This is a genomic window from Flavobacterium chungbukense, from assembly GCF_020805785.1.
Classification (GTDB): Bacteria; Bacteroidota; Bacteroidia; order Flavobacteriales; family Flavobacteriaceae; genus Flavobacterium; species Flavobacterium chungbukense.
This window is the reverse complement of record NZ_JAJGZV010000001.1, coordinates 624,938-643,299: the sequence shown is the minus strand read 5'-3', so window position 1 is coordinate 643,299 and position 18,362 is coordinate 624,938. Positions and strand designations below refer to the sequence as shown.

Annotated in this window: 18 protein-coding genes; 2 read left to right on the top strand and 16 right to left on the bottom strand. The window is 33.8% G+C overall.

Annotation, left to right across the window (positions count from 1 at the left end; translation table 11 throughout):
- Positions 1-102 precede the first annotated feature (102 nt).
- Together LL966_RS02750 and LL966_RS02745 are read left to right on the top strand one after the other, a co-directional pair.
- Positions 103-1,533 carry a rubredoxin gene (locus tag LL966_RS02750; RefSeq protein ID WP_229349964.1) on the top strand — a complete coding sequence of 477 codons (1,431 nt, stop codon included), beginning with the start codon at positions 103-105 and terminating at the stop codon, positions 1,531-1,533.
- A gap of 145 nt (positions 1,534-1,678) precedes the next feature.
- Positions 1,679-2,323, top strand: coding sequence for a hypothetical protein (locus LL966_RS02745; protein ID WP_229349962.1), 645 nt, complete (start codon positions 1,679-1,681; stop codon positions 2,321-2,323).
- Between the two features lie 201 nt (positions 2,324-2,524).
- Here LL966_RS02745 and moaA read toward each other — a convergent pair whose 3' ends face one another.
- From moaA to LL966_RS02665, 16 genes are all read right to left on the bottom strand, one after another.
- A complete protein-coding gene (gene moaA, locus LL966_RS02740) occupies positions 2,525-3,532 on the bottom strand; it encodes a GTP 3',8-cyclase MoaA (RefSeq protein ID WP_229349960.1) in 1,008 nt (335 codons plus the stop codon).
- Entirely contained in the window at positions 3,519-4,433 is a 915-nt protein-coding gene (gene moaCB, locus LL966_RS02735; protein ID WP_229349958.1) for a bifunctional molybdenum cofactor biosynthesis protein MoaC/MoaB, read from the bottom strand. The genes moaA and moaCB overlap by 14 nt, the downstream gene beginning before the upstream one ends.
- A 9-nt stretch (positions 4,434-4,442) precedes the next feature.
- The gene (locus LL966_RS02730; RefSeq protein WP_229349956.1) at positions 4,443-4,874 is read right to left on the bottom strand and encodes a molybdenum cofactor biosynthesis protein MoaE; all 432 of its coding nucleotides are present in this window, start codon (positions 4,872-4,874) and stop codon (positions 4,443-4,445) included.
- A gap of 198 nt (positions 4,875-5,072) precedes the next feature.
- A complete protein-coding gene (locus LL966_RS02725) occupies positions 5,073-5,426 on the bottom strand; it encodes a lysozyme inhibitor LprI family protein (RefSeq protein ID WP_229349954.1) in 354 nt (117 codons plus the stop codon).
- Positions 5,427-5,441: 15 nt separating this feature from the next.
- Positions 5,442-6,521, bottom strand: a complete 1,080-nt coding sequence (gene moeB, locus LL966_RS02720; protein ID WP_229349952.1) for a HesA/MoeB/ThiF family protein — start codon at positions 6,519-6,521, stop codon at positions 5,442-5,444.
- A gap of 11 nt (positions 6,522-6,532) precedes the next feature.
- Positions 6,533-6,772 carry a MoaD/ThiS family protein gene (locus LL966_RS02715; protein WP_229349950.1) on the bottom strand — a complete coding sequence of 80 codons (240 nt, stop codon included), beginning with the start codon at positions 6,770-6,772 and terminating at the stop codon, positions 6,533-6,535.
- 2 nt (positions 6,773-6,774) lie between these two features.
- Complete coding sequence (gene cobA, locus LL966_RS02710; RefSeq protein WP_229349948.1) at positions 6,775-7,563, bottom strand: uroporphyrinogen-III C-methyltransferase; 789 nt, start codon at positions 7,561-7,563, stop codon at positions 6,775-6,777.
- Between the two features lie 5 nt (positions 7,564-7,568).
- Positions 7,569-8,141: a molybdenum cofactor guanylyltransferase gene (locus LL966_RS02705; RefSeq protein ID WP_229349947.1), complete on the bottom strand. Its 573-nt coding sequence runs from the start codon at positions 8,139-8,141 to the stop codon at positions 7,569-7,571.
- Between the two features lie 104 nt (positions 8,142-8,245).
- Positions 8,246-9,418, bottom strand: coding sequence for a molybdopterin molybdotransferase MoeA (locus LL966_RS02700; RefSeq protein ID WP_229349945.1), 1,173 nt, complete (start codon positions 9,416-9,418; stop codon positions 8,246-8,248).
- Between the two features lie 162 nt (positions 9,419-9,580).
- The gene (locus LL966_RS02695) at positions 9,581-9,829 is read right to left on the bottom strand and encodes a DUF6755 family protein (protein WP_229349943.1); all 249 of its coding nucleotides are present in this window, start codon (positions 9,827-9,829) and stop codon (positions 9,581-9,583) included.
- A 24-nt stretch (positions 9,830-9,853) separates the two neighbouring features.
- Positions 9,854-10,366 carry a Rieske (2Fe-2S) protein gene (locus tag LL966_RS02690; protein ID WP_229349941.1) on the bottom strand — a complete coding sequence of 171 codons (513 nt, stop codon included), beginning with the start codon at positions 10,364-10,366 and terminating at the stop codon, positions 9,854-9,856.
- A gap of 9 nt (positions 10,367-10,375) precedes the next feature.
- The gene (locus LL966_RS02685) at positions 10,376-10,945 is read right to left on the bottom strand and encodes a 4Fe-4S dicluster domain-containing protein (protein WP_229349939.1); all 570 of its coding nucleotides are present in this window, start codon (positions 10,943-10,945) and stop codon (positions 10,376-10,378) included.
- An 18-nt stretch (positions 10,946-10,963) separates the two neighbouring features.
- Positions 10,964-13,180 carry a molybdopterin oxidoreductase family protein gene (locus tag LL966_RS02680; protein ID WP_229349937.1) on the bottom strand — a complete coding sequence of 739 codons (2,217 nt, stop codon included), beginning with the start codon at positions 13,178-13,180 and terminating at the stop codon, positions 10,964-10,966.
- 163 nt (positions 13,181-13,343) lie between these two features.
- Complete coding sequence (locus LL966_RS02675; RefSeq protein WP_229349935.1) at positions 13,344-14,393, bottom strand: MFS transporter; 1,050 nt, start codon at positions 14,391-14,393, stop codon at positions 13,344-13,346.
- 26 nt (positions 14,394-14,419) lie between these two features.
- On the bottom strand, positions 14,420-16,012 hold the full coding sequence (locus tag LL966_RS02670) for a magnesium transporter MgtE N-terminal domain-containing protein (protein ID WP_229349934.1): 1,593 nt from the start codon (positions 16,010-16,012) through the stop codon (positions 14,420-14,422).
- A gap of 12 nt (positions 16,013-16,024) precedes the next feature.
- Complete coding sequence (locus LL966_RS02665) at positions 16,025-17,500, bottom strand: MFS transporter (RefSeq protein WP_229349932.1); 1,476 nt, start codon at positions 17,498-17,500, stop codon at positions 16,025-16,027.
- Positions 17,501-18,362 lie beyond the last annotated feature (862 nt).

Here is an 18,362-nt window from a genome sequence, read left to right as displayed (position 1 = left end):
TCAAAACTTTGCGAAAAACCTTTGTGAACTCTGTGTTAAAAAATCAACACAATCCCAACAAACTGAAACAAAGAAACCTGAAAATTGAAACAAGAAAACAAAATGGAACTAACAAGATTAATAGTAAAAGGAGGCGTTATTTCGCCGGGAGAACTTCGAGAAGTAGTAAATATTGCTTTAGAAAAAGGACTTGAATCCATTTCGTTTGGTTCAAGACAGGATATTATTTTCCCTCAAGGCTTTAAAACATTGGACAAAACTACTTTAGGAAAACACCATTTTGTATATCCTGATCAAAAAAGTGGCAATAATATAGTTTCTTCGTATGTTTCGACTGATATTTTCAGAAATACAAATTGGCTCACAGGAAACCGTTTTTTATATGTTTTGGAAGAATTTAAAGAACAGCCGAAACTAAAAGTCAATATAACCGATCCAAAACAACAATTAGTTCCTTTGTTTACTGGTCATTTAAACTTTATCGCTTCAGAACATGAAGATTATTGGTACTTGTATGTTCGTCTTCCAAAATGGGAAAAGATGGCAGTTTATCCTGTTTTAATTTACAGCTGGGATTTGGCTAAGATTTATTATGAAATCGAAAAAATTTCAGAAGAAGATAATATCGACATTGAACTGCTGTTCACTTTAGTTAGCGAAGCGCTAGACACCAATAATAGAACAATAGATAAACCTTTAAATGTTCCTTTTTATCCATTTCCGTATTACGAAGGAATGAACAGAATGGGAATTGATCAATATTGGTTGGGATTATACTGGAGAAATAATCAATATAATTTAGATTTTCTAAAAGAAATGTGTGATTTGTGTTTTGAGTGTAAAATAGGAAAAATCTGCATCACTCCTTGGAAATCATTTATTGTAAAAGGAATTCCAAAAGATCGAAAACTGGAATGGGAAAAATTTCTTGGAAAACGAGGAATCAATGTCCGACATTCCCTTTTAGAACTAAACTGGCATTTGCCTGTTGCAATGGAATGGGCTTTAAACCTAAAAACATTCTTAGTTCGTACACTCGATCAATTTGACATTAGTACTTACGGATTAAACTTCGGAATTTCAGAATACAATCGTGACGGGCATTATTTCACTTCGATTGTCATCGAAAAAAACGAACTTCCAGCTGCTTTAGAATCTATCAAAATCAGAGATACTTATAACGTTTTATTTGCTAAAAATTTTGATCCAAATACACGCGAATACATTGTGCATTCCCAAGATATCGACAAACTGGAATTGCCAACAATTTTAATTGAATTAAGTAGAAAATATTTTGAAGAACTGGGCAATACAGCTTCCGAAGTAGCTGAAAATCTGCAGAAAAAAGAAAAACCTCAATTAGATATTTATCAATGCCAAGAGTGTTTAACGCTTTACAATTCAGAATATGGCGATCAAACACAAGGAATTCCAAAAGGCATTTTGTTTGAGAATCTTCCAGAAACGTTCTGTTGTTCTTTATGCGAAGCGCCAAAAAGCAATTTTGTGATTTTAGAACTGGTTAAACAATAGCAGCATTTAGTAAAAGCTTAATAATCATGTATTAAAAAAATGTGTATATTTAGCTTAGCTAAGAATTAGTATTAAAGCATTACACCTCAGATGCTACTTTATTTTCTTAGTACCAAGCTATTTCACTCAACAAAAAAATACAGTTATGATAAAACGAAATTCAAGTACTCCTGCTGTAACTAATACCGATATTCCAGCAGAAACGGCCGTAGAAACCACTACAGAAGTGCAACCAGAAGCAAAAGCAACGGTTAAAAGAACCACAAGAACTGCAACAAAAGCACCAGCTGCAAAAACGCCAGCTACAAAAACGACTGCAGCTAGAACAACAGCAGCAAAAGCTCCTGCCGCAACTGTTAAAACTGCCGCAAAAACACCAGTAAGAGCCGCTTCAAAAGGTGCTCCCAAAGCTACTGTAAAAAAAGCAACCGCCACACCGGCAAAAAAAGAACCAATAGTTTCTGAAATTATAGAAATTCAAACTAATGATATTCCAGTTCCTTTTGAAGAAAACAAACCTGTTTTGACTATCGAAAAAATTGGCAAAAAAAACGATATAAAATCAAAACTGAAAGCGAAACTAAAAGCTAAAAAAGAGAAAGAAAAGAAAAGAGAAAAAGCGATAAAAGCTGTTATTAAAAAATTAGAGAAAGCAAAAAAAGCCAAACTAAAAGCAGCAGAAAAGAAAAAAGATAAAGCAAAAAAGGCTAAAGAAAAAGCCAAAGCGAAAAAAGCAGCTGAAAAGAAAGCAAAAGCTTCGAAAAAAGCGAAAGCAAAAAAGAAAAAATAATATCTAAGAAAGGTTTAACGAAAGTTGAGCCTTTTTTTACGTCTCAAAAAGAACGTTGTTCCTAATAGTGAGATTGCTTCGTTCCTCGCAAGGACATGCTGTACGAAGAGCTTCAACTTCGCTCAGCTTGACAATCGTAATCGTTATGACACCTGAAGTCGAATGGCGTCTAGTAATGTTTTACAATTAACAATTAATAAACTAGCCCCCAATTGCAATCATACTGCGATTATCAAAGTGTTTTTTAGGATCATCCATTTCATCAATTGTAACCATTCCCGCTCTGACTTTCTTTTTATTCTGAATCGATTCTGAAATCAAATTCGTAATGGATTCTCCGTTTCTTAAAGCCTTCAATAAATCGGTTTCAGAATTAGAAAAAAGGCAATTTTTAATTTTTCCATCAGCCGTCAAGCGGATGCGGTTGCAACTATCGCAAAACGGATTGGTAATAGAACTGATAATTCCGAAATTACCTTGAAAATTCTTTATTTTATAAACTCTGGCAGTGAAGTTTTTTTCGTCTTCTAGTTTTTTAATTTCATCTTCGGCAAAACTATTTTCAACAAGAGATAATATCTCATTTTGCGAAACCATTTTGCTTCTGTCCCACTCGTTTCCTGCAAAAGGCATAAATTCAATAAAGCGAACTGAAATAGGAAGAAACTGGGTCAGTTTTATAAAATCTATAATTTCATTATCATTAAAACCTTTCATTAAAACTACATTTACCTTTACTTCAAAATCATTATTCAAGAGCAAATGCAGATTATCAATGACTTTTTCAAACTGATTTCGAAGCGTTATAGAATGAAATTTTGACGAAATCAAAGTATCTAAACTCAAATTGATTTTTTTGACTTTAAACTGCTTTAAAACTTCGATATGACGATCAATTAAAATTCCGTTTGTTGTAATAGAAAGTGAAATTTCCAGTTCTGCTAATTTGGAAACAATCTCAGGAAAATCCTTTCTCAGGAGCGGTTCTCCTCCTGTCAATCTAATTTTGTCAACACCATTTTTCACGAAAGTCTGGGCAATGGCAAAAATCTCATCTGCTGTCATTAAGCTAGTTTTTGGAGAAAGCGCAATTCCGTCGGCTGGCATGCAGTACGTACAACGCAGGTTGCATTTTTCCAGCAGTGAAATGCGCAAATAATTATGCTTGCGCCCAAAACCATCCGTCAAAATAGTATTAGAGGCTGTCATGATTTTTTCCTTTTAAAATATGAAAAACGTGCAGCAAATGCGGAAAAACAGCATCCATAGATTCTCTTGCTCCGTTTGTTGAACCTGGCAATGCCAAAACTACAGTTTTACCCAAAGTTCCTGCAACTGTTCTTGACAGCATCGCATAAGGCATTCTCTGCTGTCCGTAATTACGAATGGCTTCTTCAATTCCCGGAATTCTGCTTTCTAACAATGGTGTTAAAGCTTCTGGAGTAACATCTCTTGGAGATAAACCTGTTCCGCCAGTAAAAATAACCAGCTGGTTTTCTTTAGCGAAAGCTTTTGTTTTTTCTTGAATAATAGCTAGCTCATCTGGAATAATCTCGTAATGCGAAGTTTCCACTCCATGCGATTCTAATTTCTCCACAATAAGTTTTCCCGAGCGATCTTCTTTATCTCCTGCAAAAATCGAATCGGAACAAACGAAAACTGCCGCTTTAATTGCGTTTGGGAATTTATTTTTGAAAGACGATTTTCCGCCTTCTTTATTTATTAATTTAATCGTTGAAATTTCGATTTCTTTATCAATCGGTTTTAGCATATCGTACATTGTCAATGCCACTATTGATGCGCCATGCATGGCTTCAACCTCAACTCCAGTTTTGTAAACAGTTTTTACTTTGAAAATAATATGAATTTGTAAATCTTGAATCTCATATTCAACAGCAGTAAATTCAATAGGAAGCGGATGACAATCCGGAATTGATAAATGCGTGTTTTTTACGGCAAACAATCCGGCAGTTTTTGCCATTTCCAATACATTCCCTTTTGGCACTAAATTATTGACAACGGCATCAATAGTCTCTTGTCTGCTGACTTTTACGATTGCGGTTGCGGTTGCGACTCTTAAAGTGCTTATTTTATGCGTAATATCTACCATTTTTATTTTTTAGGTATTTTGTTTCCAAGTGAATGTATCGTTTTCAAAGATTTCTTTTCCAAAAATCGGTACATCGGTCTTAATCCAGTTTACGATGGCTTCTGTTGCTTCGTAAACTTGTTTGCGACGCGTTGCTGAAACAAAAACGAATAAACAGATTTCGCCCGCTTTTACAACACCTAAACTGTGGTAAATGTGCATACAGGTTAAATCGAATTTCGCGAAAGCCTTTTCGCGAATCGTATGCAAAGCTTCATTTGCCATATCCATATAAGCCGAATAATCAATCGCCACGACTGTATTGTCGTGAATAACATCGGCACGAACTTGTCCTAAAAAAATATTATGCGCTCCGATTGTGTGTTTAGATTGATGTTTGGCAATCGATTCTGCTATAAATTCAGGAGCAATTGGCCCTTCTACAAATACATTTTTACTCATTTTTTTATGTTATTTTTTGCCACAGATTATATAGATTAGAAAGGATTTTTCTTTTTCTTTTGTCAGGCTGAACAAAGTCGAAGCTCTCGTCCAATTGGAGCGCCCTTCGACTTCGATCAGGGCGACAAACTAAACGAACATCTTTAATTTGTGTTTAATTCGTGGCTACAAATCTATCGCTAATTATTATTAAGAACTTTAAAAACCTTTCAATAAATTTTTCAATTCTTTTGTTCTAGTTATAGTGAGCTGCATTCTACAATCTGCGTACATTTTATTTGCAATAACACCACCGTAACCTTCTGGATAGCTTTTAAATTTACAATTTGAATCTCTAAACTTTATCCAGTCTTTTTGAGCAACAACTAAAGCTGTCTGATCTTTTGTTCCTAATTTCTTTTTCAGCTGATTATAAACTTTATTCAATTCTTTATCTGCTTTATCATAAGCTTCATAAAGTTCTGTTTCGCCAGTAGCATCAACCTGAGTTTGTGAAGAAACAAATTGAGAAAAACAAAAGGACAAAAACAATCCGAAGATAACTTTTTTCATAGTAGTTGTTATTTATTAATTGGAATGGATTTTTTCTTGCAACGATTGTTTCATTGCTAAAGCTCCGCCTGCAATACTTTTTATATTCTTAAACTTATTTTTCTGAAGCACTTCTATCGCAATTTTACTTCTTATTCCAGATTGACAGAAAATATAAATGGTCTGGTTTTTATCCAGTTTTTCAATTTCCTTTTCTAAATTCATTAACGGAATCTGGATTTGATTTTTTAAAGTAATTTTAGGTGATTCGTCAATATTTCTAACATCCAAGAAAAGAACCTCATCATTGTCAATTTCATCTAAAACCGACTCAAAATGTATTTCCTGAATCTGATTTTCATTTGAATTGTACTTCAGTTCATAATCTTCTTTTGTTATTGCAAAATCTGAACTTTTCTCGAAATCATATTTCTGCTGTTCGTTGTTTAGAATATTGTAAACCAATATTTTTCCACTTAAAACTTCTCCAATTCCGAGAATTATTTTTAGAACTTCATTCGCTTGAAACAGACCAATAGTTCCAACCGTAATACCAATTACACCAGCGTCTTCACAATTTAGAGTGTTCGAATTTTCATCTGGATACAGACATCTGTAAGTTGGTCCGTTTTGATAATTGAACACCGAAACCTGTCCTTGAAATCTAAAAACAGATCCATAAACCATAGGTTTATTGGTTAACAGACAAGTGTCATTTATTACATATTTTATCGAAATACTATCTGTTGCATCAACAATAATATCATGTTTTTCGAATAGTGAAAGAGCATTTTTACCAGACAATTTTTCAGAAAAGGCATTTATTTTTATTTCTGGATTCAATTCTGAAATCATCAATTTAGCTTCTTCAGCTTTTGATTTTCCAACTCCTGAATTTTTGTAAATAACCTGACGATGAAGATTTGAAATTTCTACAGTATCATCATCAACAATCCCAATTTCACCTACTCCAGCCGCAGCCAAATAAGGTAAAACTGCCGCGCCTAAACCACCTGCACCAATGACCAAAACTTTCGATTTTGATAATTTAAGCTGGCCTTCCTCTCCTATTTCGGGAAGAATAATTTGTCGGTTATATCTCGTCGATTCTTTCATTCTTTTTTTAATTAACCTCCAGCAAATGGCGGCAACAAAGCTACAATATCACTTGTTTGCAAAGTGTAATCAGCAACTTTTGAAACTATTTTTTGATTTACTGCAACGCTGAAAGTCAATGATTCGAATTCATATTTTTCGTTTAAATTCTGCAATAATTTTTGCAAGGATATTTCTTCGGAAAAAGATAATTTTTCGAATTCACATTTTGTTTTTTCAGCGACAGCTCCAAAATATTTAACTTCAATCATTCTTATAAATTTAAATTTTGAAAAATGAATTCATCATCAAAATGTTCTTGAAAATACTCCGTTAATTTGGAAGTGTTTTTTACTACTTCGCCAATTACGATAATGGCTGGTGATGAAATATTCTTTTCGGATACCAATTTAGTAATTGTGTTTACAGTTCCAATTACTTTTTGTTCAGAATTTTTCGTTCCATTTTGAATAATTGCAATTGGAAGATCATCATTTCTGTTTTCCTGATAAATCGAGATGATTTCATCTAATTTATGCATTCCCATTAAAATAACTACAGTCGCAGCCGATTTTGATGCTAAATGAACATCTTTAGACAATTCATGATTAGAAGTTGTTCCTGTAATTACCCAAAAACTTTCTGCTATATTACGCTGTGTCAAACTGATTCCTGCCGAAGCCGGAACGCCCAAAGCAGAAGAAATCCCTGGAACAACAGCTGTTTCTAAACCAAATTTTACAGCATAATCAATTTCTTCACTTCCTCGCCCAAAAACAAAAGAATCACCACCTTTCAAGCGAACTACGTGCCCGTGAATATTGGCCATAGAAACAATCAAATCGTTAATCTGATCTTGTGTGTAAGCGTGACAGCCTAAACGTTTTCCAACAAAAACAATCTCGGCATTTGATGCATATTCTAGTAATTCTTCGTTTACTAATGCATCGTACAAAACTACATCGGCACTTTCTAAAGCTTTAATTGCTTTTATCGTAATCAATTCAACATCGCCTGGACCTGCGCCAACAATCGTCAATTTTGGGGTTTTTAAATTTCGCATAGTCTTTAAATTAAATTGATATTCAGATCGTTTAATTCGTCAGCCGAATTAATATTGGTTAAATGAAAGTTTTCGCTTTCTTCTATATTGATGATTTGATGCGGTAACTTCTGCAGCAAATCCATCATTTTTAATTTGTTCGCCTCGATTGCTTCTTTAATAGTCGGAACAATACTTTTAGAATAAATCCCGATTAAAGGATGTGTTTTACTTTCGGAAGCAAAAACCGTTATTTTGGCTTCTTGGGTATGTTTGGAAATTAATTCTTGCAATAACTCTGTTGAAATTAACGGAATATCACAACTTAATATCAGATTGAATTCGGTTTCAGAATGTGATAAAGCCGTGTAAATTCCGCCCAACGGACCTTTGTCTAAAACTAAATCTGGAATTTTTTCATACTGCAGATAATCATATTCTTTTGAACCCGTAATTAATTTTATTTTATCTGTAATAGGCAAAATTGCCTGAATAATATGTTCTATAAATGGCTTTTCCTGAAACAAAACCAATCCTTTTTCTGATTGCATTCTGGAGCTTTTTCCTCCACAAAGAATAAATACTGTTAGTGTTTCCATAACTTTTTTGTTTCAGGTTTTATTTTGTTTCAAGTTGTTATGCTATGTGTTTTTATTTATATAGCGCCTTTTGCAAACTATCTTAAAATCTTTACTCTATAATTCTAATCAATCGGCAGTAATGTTACTAATTGACCTTTTTTATATTCCTGAATATCTTCCGGAACAATAAGTAAACTGTTTGCTACAGCAAATGTGTTAAGCATTGCAGAACTTTGTCCGTCGAGAACTGTAACATTTGTTTCGTCGTATTTTGCTTTTAAGAATAATGTTTTTCCTGTAGCATTCTTAATATCCGAATTTAATTTACGAACTACTTTTGTTTTATGAATTTCTGAAAACCCCAATCTGTTTTTAATTGCGGGCGAAACATAAATATAAAAGTTAGTCAGCGATGAAGCTGGGTTTCCTGGCAATGCAAAAACCAGCGTTTCATTTTTTGAACCAAAAAACATTGGTTTTCCAGGTTTCTGATTGATTTTATAAAACAATTCCTGAACGCCGTTTTGCAACAAAGCTTCTTTTACAAAATCATAATCTCCTACTGAAATTCCGCCGGAAATTAAAACAACATCATATTTTTTCAGAATACTTTTAAGCGCATTTTTTGTCGCTTTTAAATTATCTTTTACTCTATAAACTTTTGTTTTTTTGATTCCTATAGTTTCGAGTGCTGCTTCAAGCATAACTGAATTACTTTCGAATATCTTTCCTTTTTTAAGCTTTTTTCCTGGTTCAACTAACTCGTTTCCTGTAACTAAAATGGCCACTTTCGGCTTTTTGTAAACCTCAACTTCTGTGATTCCTAAACAAGCCAGAAATCCAATTGCCGCAGGTGTGATTAAAGTATTGGCTTCAAAAACTACTTCATCTTTTCCAATTTGTTCTCCTTTTGGGCGAACATTTGCACTTTTCTCAGGCATTGTGGCAATCAAAATTGAATCTTTATTTCCCATTACATGTTCCTGCATTACTACTGTATCTGCATTATCTGGAACAAAAGCGCCTGTAAATATTCGAATTGCTTCGTTTGGCTTCAATTTTATATTAGAATGATCTCCAGCCTGTGAAATTCCAACAATATCATATTGATGTCTGATGCTGTGCGTAAAGGCATAACCATCCATAGCCGACTGGCGAAAAGGTGGCATGTCGATTGGCGAAATTACTTTTTCTGCCAAAACATATCCTAACGCTTTGCTAACCTCAATGAACTTTGTTGGCATTTTATTGCTATTCGCCTCAATAATCGCTATAGCATCTTCTACTTTAATCATTCGTGTTATTTTTACAAGCAAAAAATACTTATTACAAATATAAGTATTTTTACTTAGTTAAATCAATTAAGTATCTAAATTTTTTAAAAATATAAATTTAGCTTAATTCTTTTACATACCGAGCGAAAAAATCAAATAGCTTTTAAAGTTGAAGTGTTTGATTTACTTTCCTTTAAAATTACCTTTTGGAAGATAATACAGCCATGCAAAACCAATAAAAAATAGTATTGCAGAAGCTGCAAAGGCAGGAATTAATATTTCTTTATTATTTTCTAATGCATTATTCAAAGAAGCATATAAAAGCCAAATTTGAATACTTACATTTAAAATCAAAATAAAAATAAGTGTAGAAAGTATATTGTTCAGCTTATTAGGGTTAGCGCGATTCTGGCTTCGTCTAAAAGTACTCATATCTATAAATTTAAATTATACAGTTTAGCTGTCTTTTTTCTCAATCATTGCTTTTACAAAAACAGCATTTTCTTTAAAAACCACTTCTAATTGCGGCAAAGCTCGTGGTGGCGGTCCTGCAATAACATCTCCAGTTGAAGCGTCAAATGAGCCTTCGTGACACGGACAATGTATAATTCCAGTGCCTGGTTTGTAATATACTGAACAAGAAAGGTGTGTGCATTTTTGTTCGTAAGCTCTAAACTCACCGCTTTCTAAGTGAATTAATATATATGGAATTGTACTTCCTTCTAAAACAAAACCTCTTGTTCCTCCAACAGGAACATCTTCTTTATTGCAGATAAAATGCTCTCCTTGTACTTCTTCTTTTGGCAATAAAAAAGCTTTTGCGGTTACGAATCCGCTTCCTACCATTAATCCGCCGGAAACAAAAGTCAGGAATTTAGCAAAATCGCGTCGGCTGACCTGAGTTGATTCCTGTTTTTTTATGGGGAAATCTTTTTTCCAGTTTTGATTTAAATTATCTTCTTTTGACATGATTCTAGTTTAATAAATTCTTAATTCTGTACTGCCTTTTGGCATCATAATATTCACTTTTGTTTTGACTTTTTCCTGTCCAAAAATAAAATTATTGACTGGCGTACTATTTGGTCTCATTTCTTCGATTTGTTCTCTTGTTCCATAAAACAACGCTCCGCTTGGACAAACTGTAGCACACATTGGTTTTTTACCTACGCTTGTTCTGTCGTAACACATCGTGCATTTCATCATCAAATCGTATTCTTCAACTTTTTTAGGCACACCAAAAGGACAAGCCATAACACAGTTTGAACATCCTATACATCTTTCTGTACTTGCTGTGTGTACAACACCAAATTCGTCTTGCGAAATCGCATCGGCTGGACAAACATTTGCACAAACAGGATCTTCGCAATGCATACAAACCTGTACAGTGGTTTGAATTGTCGACGCACGATCTACATAATTTACGCTTATTAAAGTTTGCTGGCCATTGGTTTCACATTCGGCGCAGGCCATTTCGCAGGCTTTGCAACCAATACAGCGTTGCATATCTACAAAAAATTCTTCGTTTGTATTAAAATTGGTCAAATTCATAACTTCACTTTTTATAGATTAAACACTTGCATACGCTTCAGATTCTTTGGCTGGCGGTGCTATTTTTCCTTGCGGATCTAATAAACAGGCGCAGACTTTAAACTCCGGAATTTTAGAAATCGGATCTAAAGTTCCCGGCGTTAATTGATTGGCAGATTTATGTCCTGGCCAGTGATACGGAATGAAAACGGTATCTTTTCTAATCGTTTCTACAATATTTGCAGGGAAAATTCCTTCTCCTCTACGGGTTGCCACTCTTACTAATTCTCTTTGTTTGATTCCGTATTGTGCCGCCAATTCCGGATGAATTTCTAACATTGGTTCCGGAAACTGATCTACAAGTTTTCCAATTCGACGGGTCTGTGTTCCGCTTAAATATTGCGAAACAACTCGGCCTGTTGTCAATGTTATTGGATATTCTTCATCTGTAACTTCGCCCGGAAGTTTATAAGGCGCGGGATTAAAATGCGCTTTTCCGTCTGGCGTTTTAAACTTTTTATCTTCCCAAAGTCTTGGTGTTCCGGGATGATCCTCAGTTGGACAAGGCCAGAAAACGCCCATTTTGTCTTCTACTTTTTTATATGTGATTCCGAAATAATCTGCTGTTCCGCCTTTTGAAGCGACACGCAATTCGTTGAAAATTTGTTCACTATTATCATAAGTAAATTTATCTTCTTCACCCAGTCTTTTGGCAATTTCTAATAATATAGAAGTATCGGTTCTGGCTTCTCCCGGAGGAGTAACCGCTTGTCTGATTCTAATCACTCTTCCTTCTGCAGAAGTTGTTGTTCCTTCTTCTTCTTCTTGTAAAGATCCTGCTAAAACAATATCCGCATGTCTAGCAGTTTCATTTAAGAAGAAATCAATGCATACGTAAAACTCTAATTTTTCAAGAGCAGAACGCACATAATTATTGTTTGGAAGTGAAACTAACGGATTGAAACAAATCGATATTAATCCTTTTATTTCGTCTCTGTGAATGGCTTCTATAATTTCATAAGCAGTAAGTCCTTTTCCGGGTAAATCTTTTTCGTTGATTCCCCAAACTTCAGATATATATTTTCTGTGTTCTGGGTTTTCAATATCTCTGTTTCCTGGCAATTGATCGCATTTATGACCGTGTTCTCTTCCACCCTGACCATTTCCTTGTCCGGTGATAGTTCCGTAACCACAATAAGGTCTCCCTATTCTTCCTGTTGCCAAAACGAGATTAATACAACCTAAAACATTATCAACACCTTTTGAGTGATGTTCGATTCCTCTTGCGTGCAATAAGAAGCTAGTTTTTGCTTTTCCCCATAATTCTGCAGCAGCTTTTATTTTTTCTTTATCAATTCCGGTTACTTCTTCTGCCCATTCTAAAGTATAATCTTTAACGGCATCAATCGTTTCCTGAAATCCTGATGTGTAGTTATCAATAAAATCATGATCCAACATATCGTGATCTACCAAATATTTCAGCATTGCGCCGTATAAAGCAGAATCTGTTCCGGGTTTTACATCCAAATGAATATCGGCAGTTCTTGCCAGCGGAATCATTCTTGGATCGATTACAATTAATTTTGCACCACGATCTCTAGCTTTCCAAATCCAATGTGTTAGGGTTGGGAAAGTTTCGCTAATATTGGCTCCAGTAACGATGATCACTTCGGCATATTCTAAGTCTGAATAATTGTTTGAAGCTCGGTCTAAACCAAATGCTTTTTTATTTCCCGCTCCAGCGCTTACCATACAAAGTCTTCCGTTGTAATCTAGATTTCTCGTTTTTAAAGCTACACGGGCAAATTTTCCAACTAAATAACTTTTTTCGTTGGTTAATGAAACTCCAGATAACATCGAAAAAGCATGTTTCCCGTATTTTTCCTGAATTCTTTGAATTTCAGAAACGGTTTTATCCATCGCATCATCCCAAGAAACTTTTTCAAAACCTTTTCCTTCTACTCTTTGTATTGGGTGTAAAAGTCGGTCGGGATGATTATTTTGAAGATATCTTTGAACTCCTTTTGGACACAAACGTCCTTCATTGAAAGGAAATTCCATCCACGGTTCAAAGCCCACTACTTTATTTTCTTTCACTAATAACTGAATTCCGCACTGCATTCCGCAAAAACAGCAATGTGTTTTTACAACGTCATCTGGTTCGTCTCTTCCGTCATAACCATCTACGGGAGCGTAGTTTAGATGTGGTCCAAATGCTTCAATAATTTTTTCAGTTGATACGGGTAGTTTTGCCATATTTTTTAGTTTTAAGTCTCAATCCCAGTCTCAGTTTAAACAGTAAACTGATAACTGAGACTAAAAACTTTTTTTAGTTTTCAGTTTTCGGTCTCAGTTTTCAGTCTTGGTTTACAGATTAGTAGCTGCAAACTAAAAACTGCGACTGAATACTTTTTTATAATTATCCAAATAAATTTCCACCTTCTAGTCTAGCTTTTAAGTGTGCTTTTGCTAAGCGCGATCTTTTTCCTTCTGGGCTTAAATCAAGGTGAGAAGTTCCGTCTTCATGAGTAAAATCAAAACCTAATTCTTTGGTTACAATTTTTAAATCATTGATATGAAGCTGGGTTGCAAATTCTTCTCCAGTATGCGGACAAACTGCCATTCCTTGTTTAATTCCTTCTTGTTTATAAATATGCGCTCCAATTTGCGCGGGGCGCTGAATGATATGAAAGAATTTGCCAAACGGAATCCAAATCAAGAACATGATTACAGTTACGGCATGTATTACTGCTAAGAAATCATATGCAAAACCTTTCATAAATTGATACGAATATGTTAAGCATAAACCTGTTACAGAAATGGCTATTAATAAAATTAAGGGTAATAAATCACCTTCAAAAGTCTGTGTTGCGATTAATCCGGGATTGGTTAATCTTCTTCTTAAATAATAAACAGATCCTATTATAACTAACCACGAAGACCAGTTTAAGGCATGAAAAATCAGGAAAGCCAAAAAAGAATTTATTTTAAAATCCATCATTTTAAATCCGAAGAAATGTGCTTCGTAAATAGAAATTGAATTTGGTGCGAGCGTAAAGTGAATCCATCCAAATGTAAGCGGAATTGTTATGGCAAATGCCGACAAACATCCTAAAGCAATACAAAAATGGGCAAACCAGCGCCATTTGCTTCTTGGGTAAATAAATTTTTGAACGACGATATTCTGAGCGGTTTCTTTTCCTAAAAACCATAAATGAGAAAGTACTTTTCCGGTAAAAAGGAATTTAAGACTTCTTTTAAAATACATCCAAGTTGGAGGTCTTTGCAACCAAACGGTATAACGATATACGATTCCGAAGAAAGCAAATACAGTTCCGAATAAATAAGTAACTAATGCTGCATCAAAATTTTGCAGTTTTCTGGAACCATAAAAAACGAGTACAATGGTCAATACAGAAACCAAAGTTGCAACAAGTAAAGCTTTGGTATTAAACGTTTTATTTTTCATCTTTAATAAATTAAATGATTACTTATTTAACTTGGTTTTTCACAATTCTTACGATTGTAGAACCACCAATTGATACCTGTAGCTAATATAGTGAAAATAGCAACACCAATAAAGAATTGATTTACAGTACCATTAGCAGATATGTTATTTCCAATTAATTTAGAAAAAATAAAAGGTCCAAAAGCAGCGATTGCAGCTGTCCATCCAATAACTCCTGCTGCCTGACGTGGATTTTCTTTAAATATGATTGGATATTGTCTAAAAGTACCTGCATTTCCAATTCCTGTAAAAAAGAACATGGCTAAAATTACGGTAACAAAAAGTGGAAATTGTTCCATGCTGGTTGGTGCAACTAAACCTTGTGTTACCAATATGATTGCTCCTGCCAAAATTCCCAAACCTGTAATCGTTGTTAAAATTGCTCCTCCAACTTTATCAGCCACAAATCCAAAAGCAATTCGGCTGGCAGAACCTAATAATGGTCCATAAAACGCATATACTAAAGGATCTGGTGCATTTGGAAAATCTCCGTAAAGAAATTTAATCATTAACGGAAAAGCAGCAGATAATCCTGCAAAAGTTCCAAAAGTCATTACATAAGTTATTATGCAATACCAAGTATGTTTGTTTGAGAAAATATCCATCTGTTCTTTTACAGAAGCCATCATTGGAATACTTCTTAAATAAAACCAACTTAAAATTGCCATGATTATTAAAAATGGAACGTACCAAAATGCGGCAGACTGCAAGTATATTTCTGATTTTTTAACCGCTGTATTATCAGGTTCGATGTTGTCTAAGATTTTTTCAGCTAGTTTCGGATTTGCGTTTGCAATGGCTTTTGCTTTAGCTTTTATTGGTAAGGCATTAAAAATAATAACATTATCTGTCGAATTTACTGCGGTACTTACCGAATCAATTACATTTTGCTTTGCATTAGAAAGTATTTTAGTTTGAACTTCTGTATCAAATGTCGCAAAAACTTCCTTTTGTTTTTCTAAACTTGATGTTTCTAAAAGAGCTAAAGTTTCTTTAGGATCAACACTTGTAAAATTAGATGCTGCACCGTAAATTCCCAAACTGATAATCAGCGGTGTAACAAATTGCGCGATCGAAACACCAAAATTTCCAATTCCGGCTTGTAGCCCTAACGCAGTTCCTTTTAATCTCTGAGGAAAAAATAAACTCGTACTTGGCATATAGGATGAGAAATCTCCTCCTCCAAAACCTGTTGTAAAGGCTAAAACGGCAAAAACCCAAAAGGGCGTATTGACATTCATAATGGCAAAACCAATCCCGATAACTGGAATTAATTTTATCGCTGTTGCAAAAGATACGATATGACGTGTTCCGAAAATGGGTAATAAAAAAGTATGAATAATTCTTAAAAATCCAGCGGCAAGTCCTGGAATAGCTGTTAACCAAAAGAGCTGATCTTTAGAAAAATTAAATCCTAATCCAGGTAGTTTAACGGCTATCACGCTCATCATAAACCAAGAAGCAAATGATAAGATTAAAGTTATTGTTGTTATTATTAATGTCCTCCATGCAATTTTACTTCCGCCAGCATTCCAAAAAGCTTCATCTTCTGGATCCCATTTGTCTAACCAAGTTTTCATATGTTTATTTTTTTAATGATTGCTTTCTATATCTCTTGTAAAATTTGGTAATTTAGTTCTCGTCACATTTATGATTGTTCGATGCATCCATAGAAGGCAAAGAACAGAGACTAGGAAAATAAATATCCAAGAACTTGTCCATAATCCTGTGTAATTGAGAAGATATCCGAAGATTATTGGACCTAAAAATCCTCCTAGACCTCCTATTAAACCAACCATTCCACCTACAACTCCGACTTCATTTGGAAAATATTCCGGAATGTGTTTATAAACTGCAGCTTTTCCGATTCCCCAAGAAATTCCAATAAGGATTACCAATACCAAATAAACCCATAGATTGGCACTAAAGTTTATTTGTGTTACTCCCTGCGCCAATAATTCTTTCTTTTTGACTTCTTGATTTTGTTTTACAACAATTTCCTGCCAAGAAGTTTTTACTGGAAAAACAGATTGCCTGTTTATTTCAGCATCTTTCTTGGCTTCTATTAGATGTGCTTTTCCGTTTACGACTATTTTATCTGCAGCAATTTCTGTTACAACACCATTATTCATTGCCATTACACCTGGCCCCGCAGTAAAAATTTCCATTTTAGGAAACATCAATAAAAAACTAATTACAATTGAAGAACCTAAAACCCAATACATTACTTTTCTGGCTCCGAATTTATCTGAAAGATATCCACCAAAAGCCCTGATTACTCCAGAAGGCAGACTGAACATTGTAGCAAACATTCCGCCCATTACTAAAGTTGTACCGTAAACATTCATAAAATTGGGAAGAAGCCATTGCGAATAAGCAACGAAAAAGCCAAAAACTAAAAAGTAATACGTTCCAAAACGCCAAACTCTAGTTTTTTTGAGCGGGGATAATAATTCTGTTATGTTTTTTGAAACGCCGTGATTGGTTTTGTTTTTAGCAAAAACAATAAAAAGTATTCCAATAATTACGAGAACAGCCGCATAAATAATGGGCAGCATTTTCCAACCATTTACTGGATCTTTCTCTGATAAATTGTTTAATAAAGTCGGTGCAATGAAAGTCGTAATTGCCGCACCAGCATTTCCCATTCCGAAAATACCTAACGCTCTTCCCTGCCACTCTTTTGGATACCAAACAGATGTGTAGCCAATTCCAACGGCAAAACTGGTCCCTACTAATCCGAAGAAAAAACTTAAAACGGCAAAACTCCAGAAAGAATTAGCAAAAGGCAATAAAAAGAGCGGAATAGAACACAATAAAAGTAAAGTTGAAAAAACAATTTTTCCACCGTATTTATCCGTTAAAATTCCGATTGGAAGTCTAAAAATAGAACCTGAAAGAATTGGAATTCCTAAAAGCCATCCTGTTTCAATAACAGTAAAATTAAAAATTCCTTTATCTGCCAAAAAAGTTACTAAAACACCATTTAATGTCCAGCAAGCAAAACATACTGTAAAGGCTAGTGTATTTAAAAATAAAATACGGTGTGATTGAGAAAGGTTATTCATATCAAAATTTTAAATATTATTGAAATAAGCTGCACTTCAATAATGCAACAAAATTAAAATCTTAAATACTTACAAAATATGACATATATCATATTAAAGATAATTTAGTCTTTAATATAAAACATTCTAAAGTACAATATATTAACCAATTACAATAAATAACAAACAGTTTTTTTAAATGAACACCAATATTTATAAACGTTCTATTGTAAGAATTTTAAATAATTATGTGTAATTATTTAAAGTTTAAATTTTCTTGAGTTTAATTTTGCAATTTATACACTAAAAGTTCGATTGTTTTCTAATTAGAAAACAAAACTAAAGCATCTTTTTCTTTTATCTTGACGTTTTTGTACTTGCTTTTAAATTTTACATGAATTTAAAAGCAAAAAAAACAAGTGTAAAATACTACATTTTAAATACTCAATTATTATTTTTCTTAACATTTACCTGAATTACAAATTCGCTCCTAAGCCTTTAAAAATAAGGGGTTAAATAAAAATTAGTTTTACAGAAAGCGCTAGAAATGAATATTTTTCAAAAAAAACTTTACAAACTTTTGGTTTTTATTATATAAAAATTAACTTTGTCTATAGGATTAGTAGAGTTTAAATAATGTTTCAAACATAAAAATTATTATTGTGAAAACGACAGAAAGCATATCGCATTACATTCTTCCTAAAGTATACACTTATAACACTTTCTGTTATATGTGTTTCTGTTGTTAAAACCTACTTTTAAATTATGTGCTTTTTATACCATTTTCCAAAAGCAGATTTCTTAAAAATTCATCACCGAAAATATTTATTGAGTTTACACAAAAATCTTTCAATTGCATTTACTGCATCTGATTGATTCTTGA

Coding starts and splice junctions, on each gene's coding strand:
- LL966_RS02750 (WP_229349964.1), top strand. CDS start 103: ATGGAACTAACAAGATTAATAGTAAAAGGAGGCGTTATTTCGCCGGGA.
- LL966_RS02745 (WP_229349962.1), top strand. CDS start 1,679: ATGATAAAACGAAATTCAAGTACTCCTGCTGTAACTAATACCGATATT.
- moaA (WP_229349960.1), bottom strand. CDS start 3,532: ATGACAGCCTCTAATACTATTTTGACGGATGGTTTTGGGCGCAAGCAT.
- moaCB (WP_229349958.1), bottom strand. CDS start 4,433: ATGGTAGATATTACGCATAAAATAAGCACTTTAAGAGTCGCAACCGCA.
- LL966_RS02730 (WP_229349956.1), bottom strand. CDS start 4,874: ATGAGTAAAAATGTATTTGTAGAAGGGCCAATTGCTCCTGAATTTATA.
- LL966_RS02725 (WP_229349954.1), bottom strand. CDS start 5,426: ATGAAAAAAGTTATCTTCGGATTGTTTTTGTCCTTTTGTTTTTCTCAA.
- moeB (WP_229349952.1), bottom strand. CDS start 6,521: ATGAAAGAATCGACGAGATATAACCGACAAATTATTCTTCCCGAAATA.
- LL966_RS02715 (WP_229349950.1), bottom strand. CDS start 6,772: ATGATTGAAGTTAAATATTTTGGAGCTGTCGCTGAAAAAACAAAATGT.
- cobA (WP_229349948.1), bottom strand. CDS start 7,563: ATGCGAAATTTAAAAACCCCAAAATTGACGATTGTTGGCGCAGGTCCA.
- LL966_RS02705 (WP_229349947.1), bottom strand. CDS start 8,141: ATGGAAACACTAACAGTATTTATTCTTTGTGGAGGAAAAAGCTCCAGA.
- LL966_RS02700 (WP_229349945.1), bottom strand. CDS start 9,418: ATGATTAAAGTAGAAGATGCTATAGCGATTATTGAGGCGAATAGCAAT.
- LL966_RS02695 (WP_229349943.1), bottom strand. CDS start 9,829: ATGAGTACTTTTAGACGAAGCCAGAATCGCGCTAACCCTAATAAGCTG.
- LL966_RS02690 (WP_229349941.1), bottom strand. CDS start 10,366: ATGTCAAAAGAAGATAATTTAAATCAAAACTGGAAAAAAGATTTCCCC.
- LL966_RS02685 (WP_229349939.1), bottom strand. CDS start 10,945: ATGAATTTGACCAATTTTAATACAAACGAAGAATTTTTTGTAGATATG.
- LL966_RS02680 (WP_229349937.1), bottom strand. CDS start 13,180: ATGGCAAAACTACCCGTATCAACTGAAAAAATTATTGAAGCATTTGGA.
- LL966_RS02675 (WP_229349935.1), bottom strand. CDS start 14,393: ATGAAAAATAAAACGTTTAATACCAAAGCTTTACTTGTTGCAACTTTG.
- LL966_RS02670 (WP_229349934.1), bottom strand. CDS start 16,012: ATGAAAACTTGGTTAGACAAATGGGATCCAGAAGATGAAGCTTTTTGG.
- LL966_RS02665 (WP_229349932.1), bottom strand. CDS start 17,500: ATGAATAACCTTTCTCAATCACACCGTATTTTATTTTTAAATACACTA.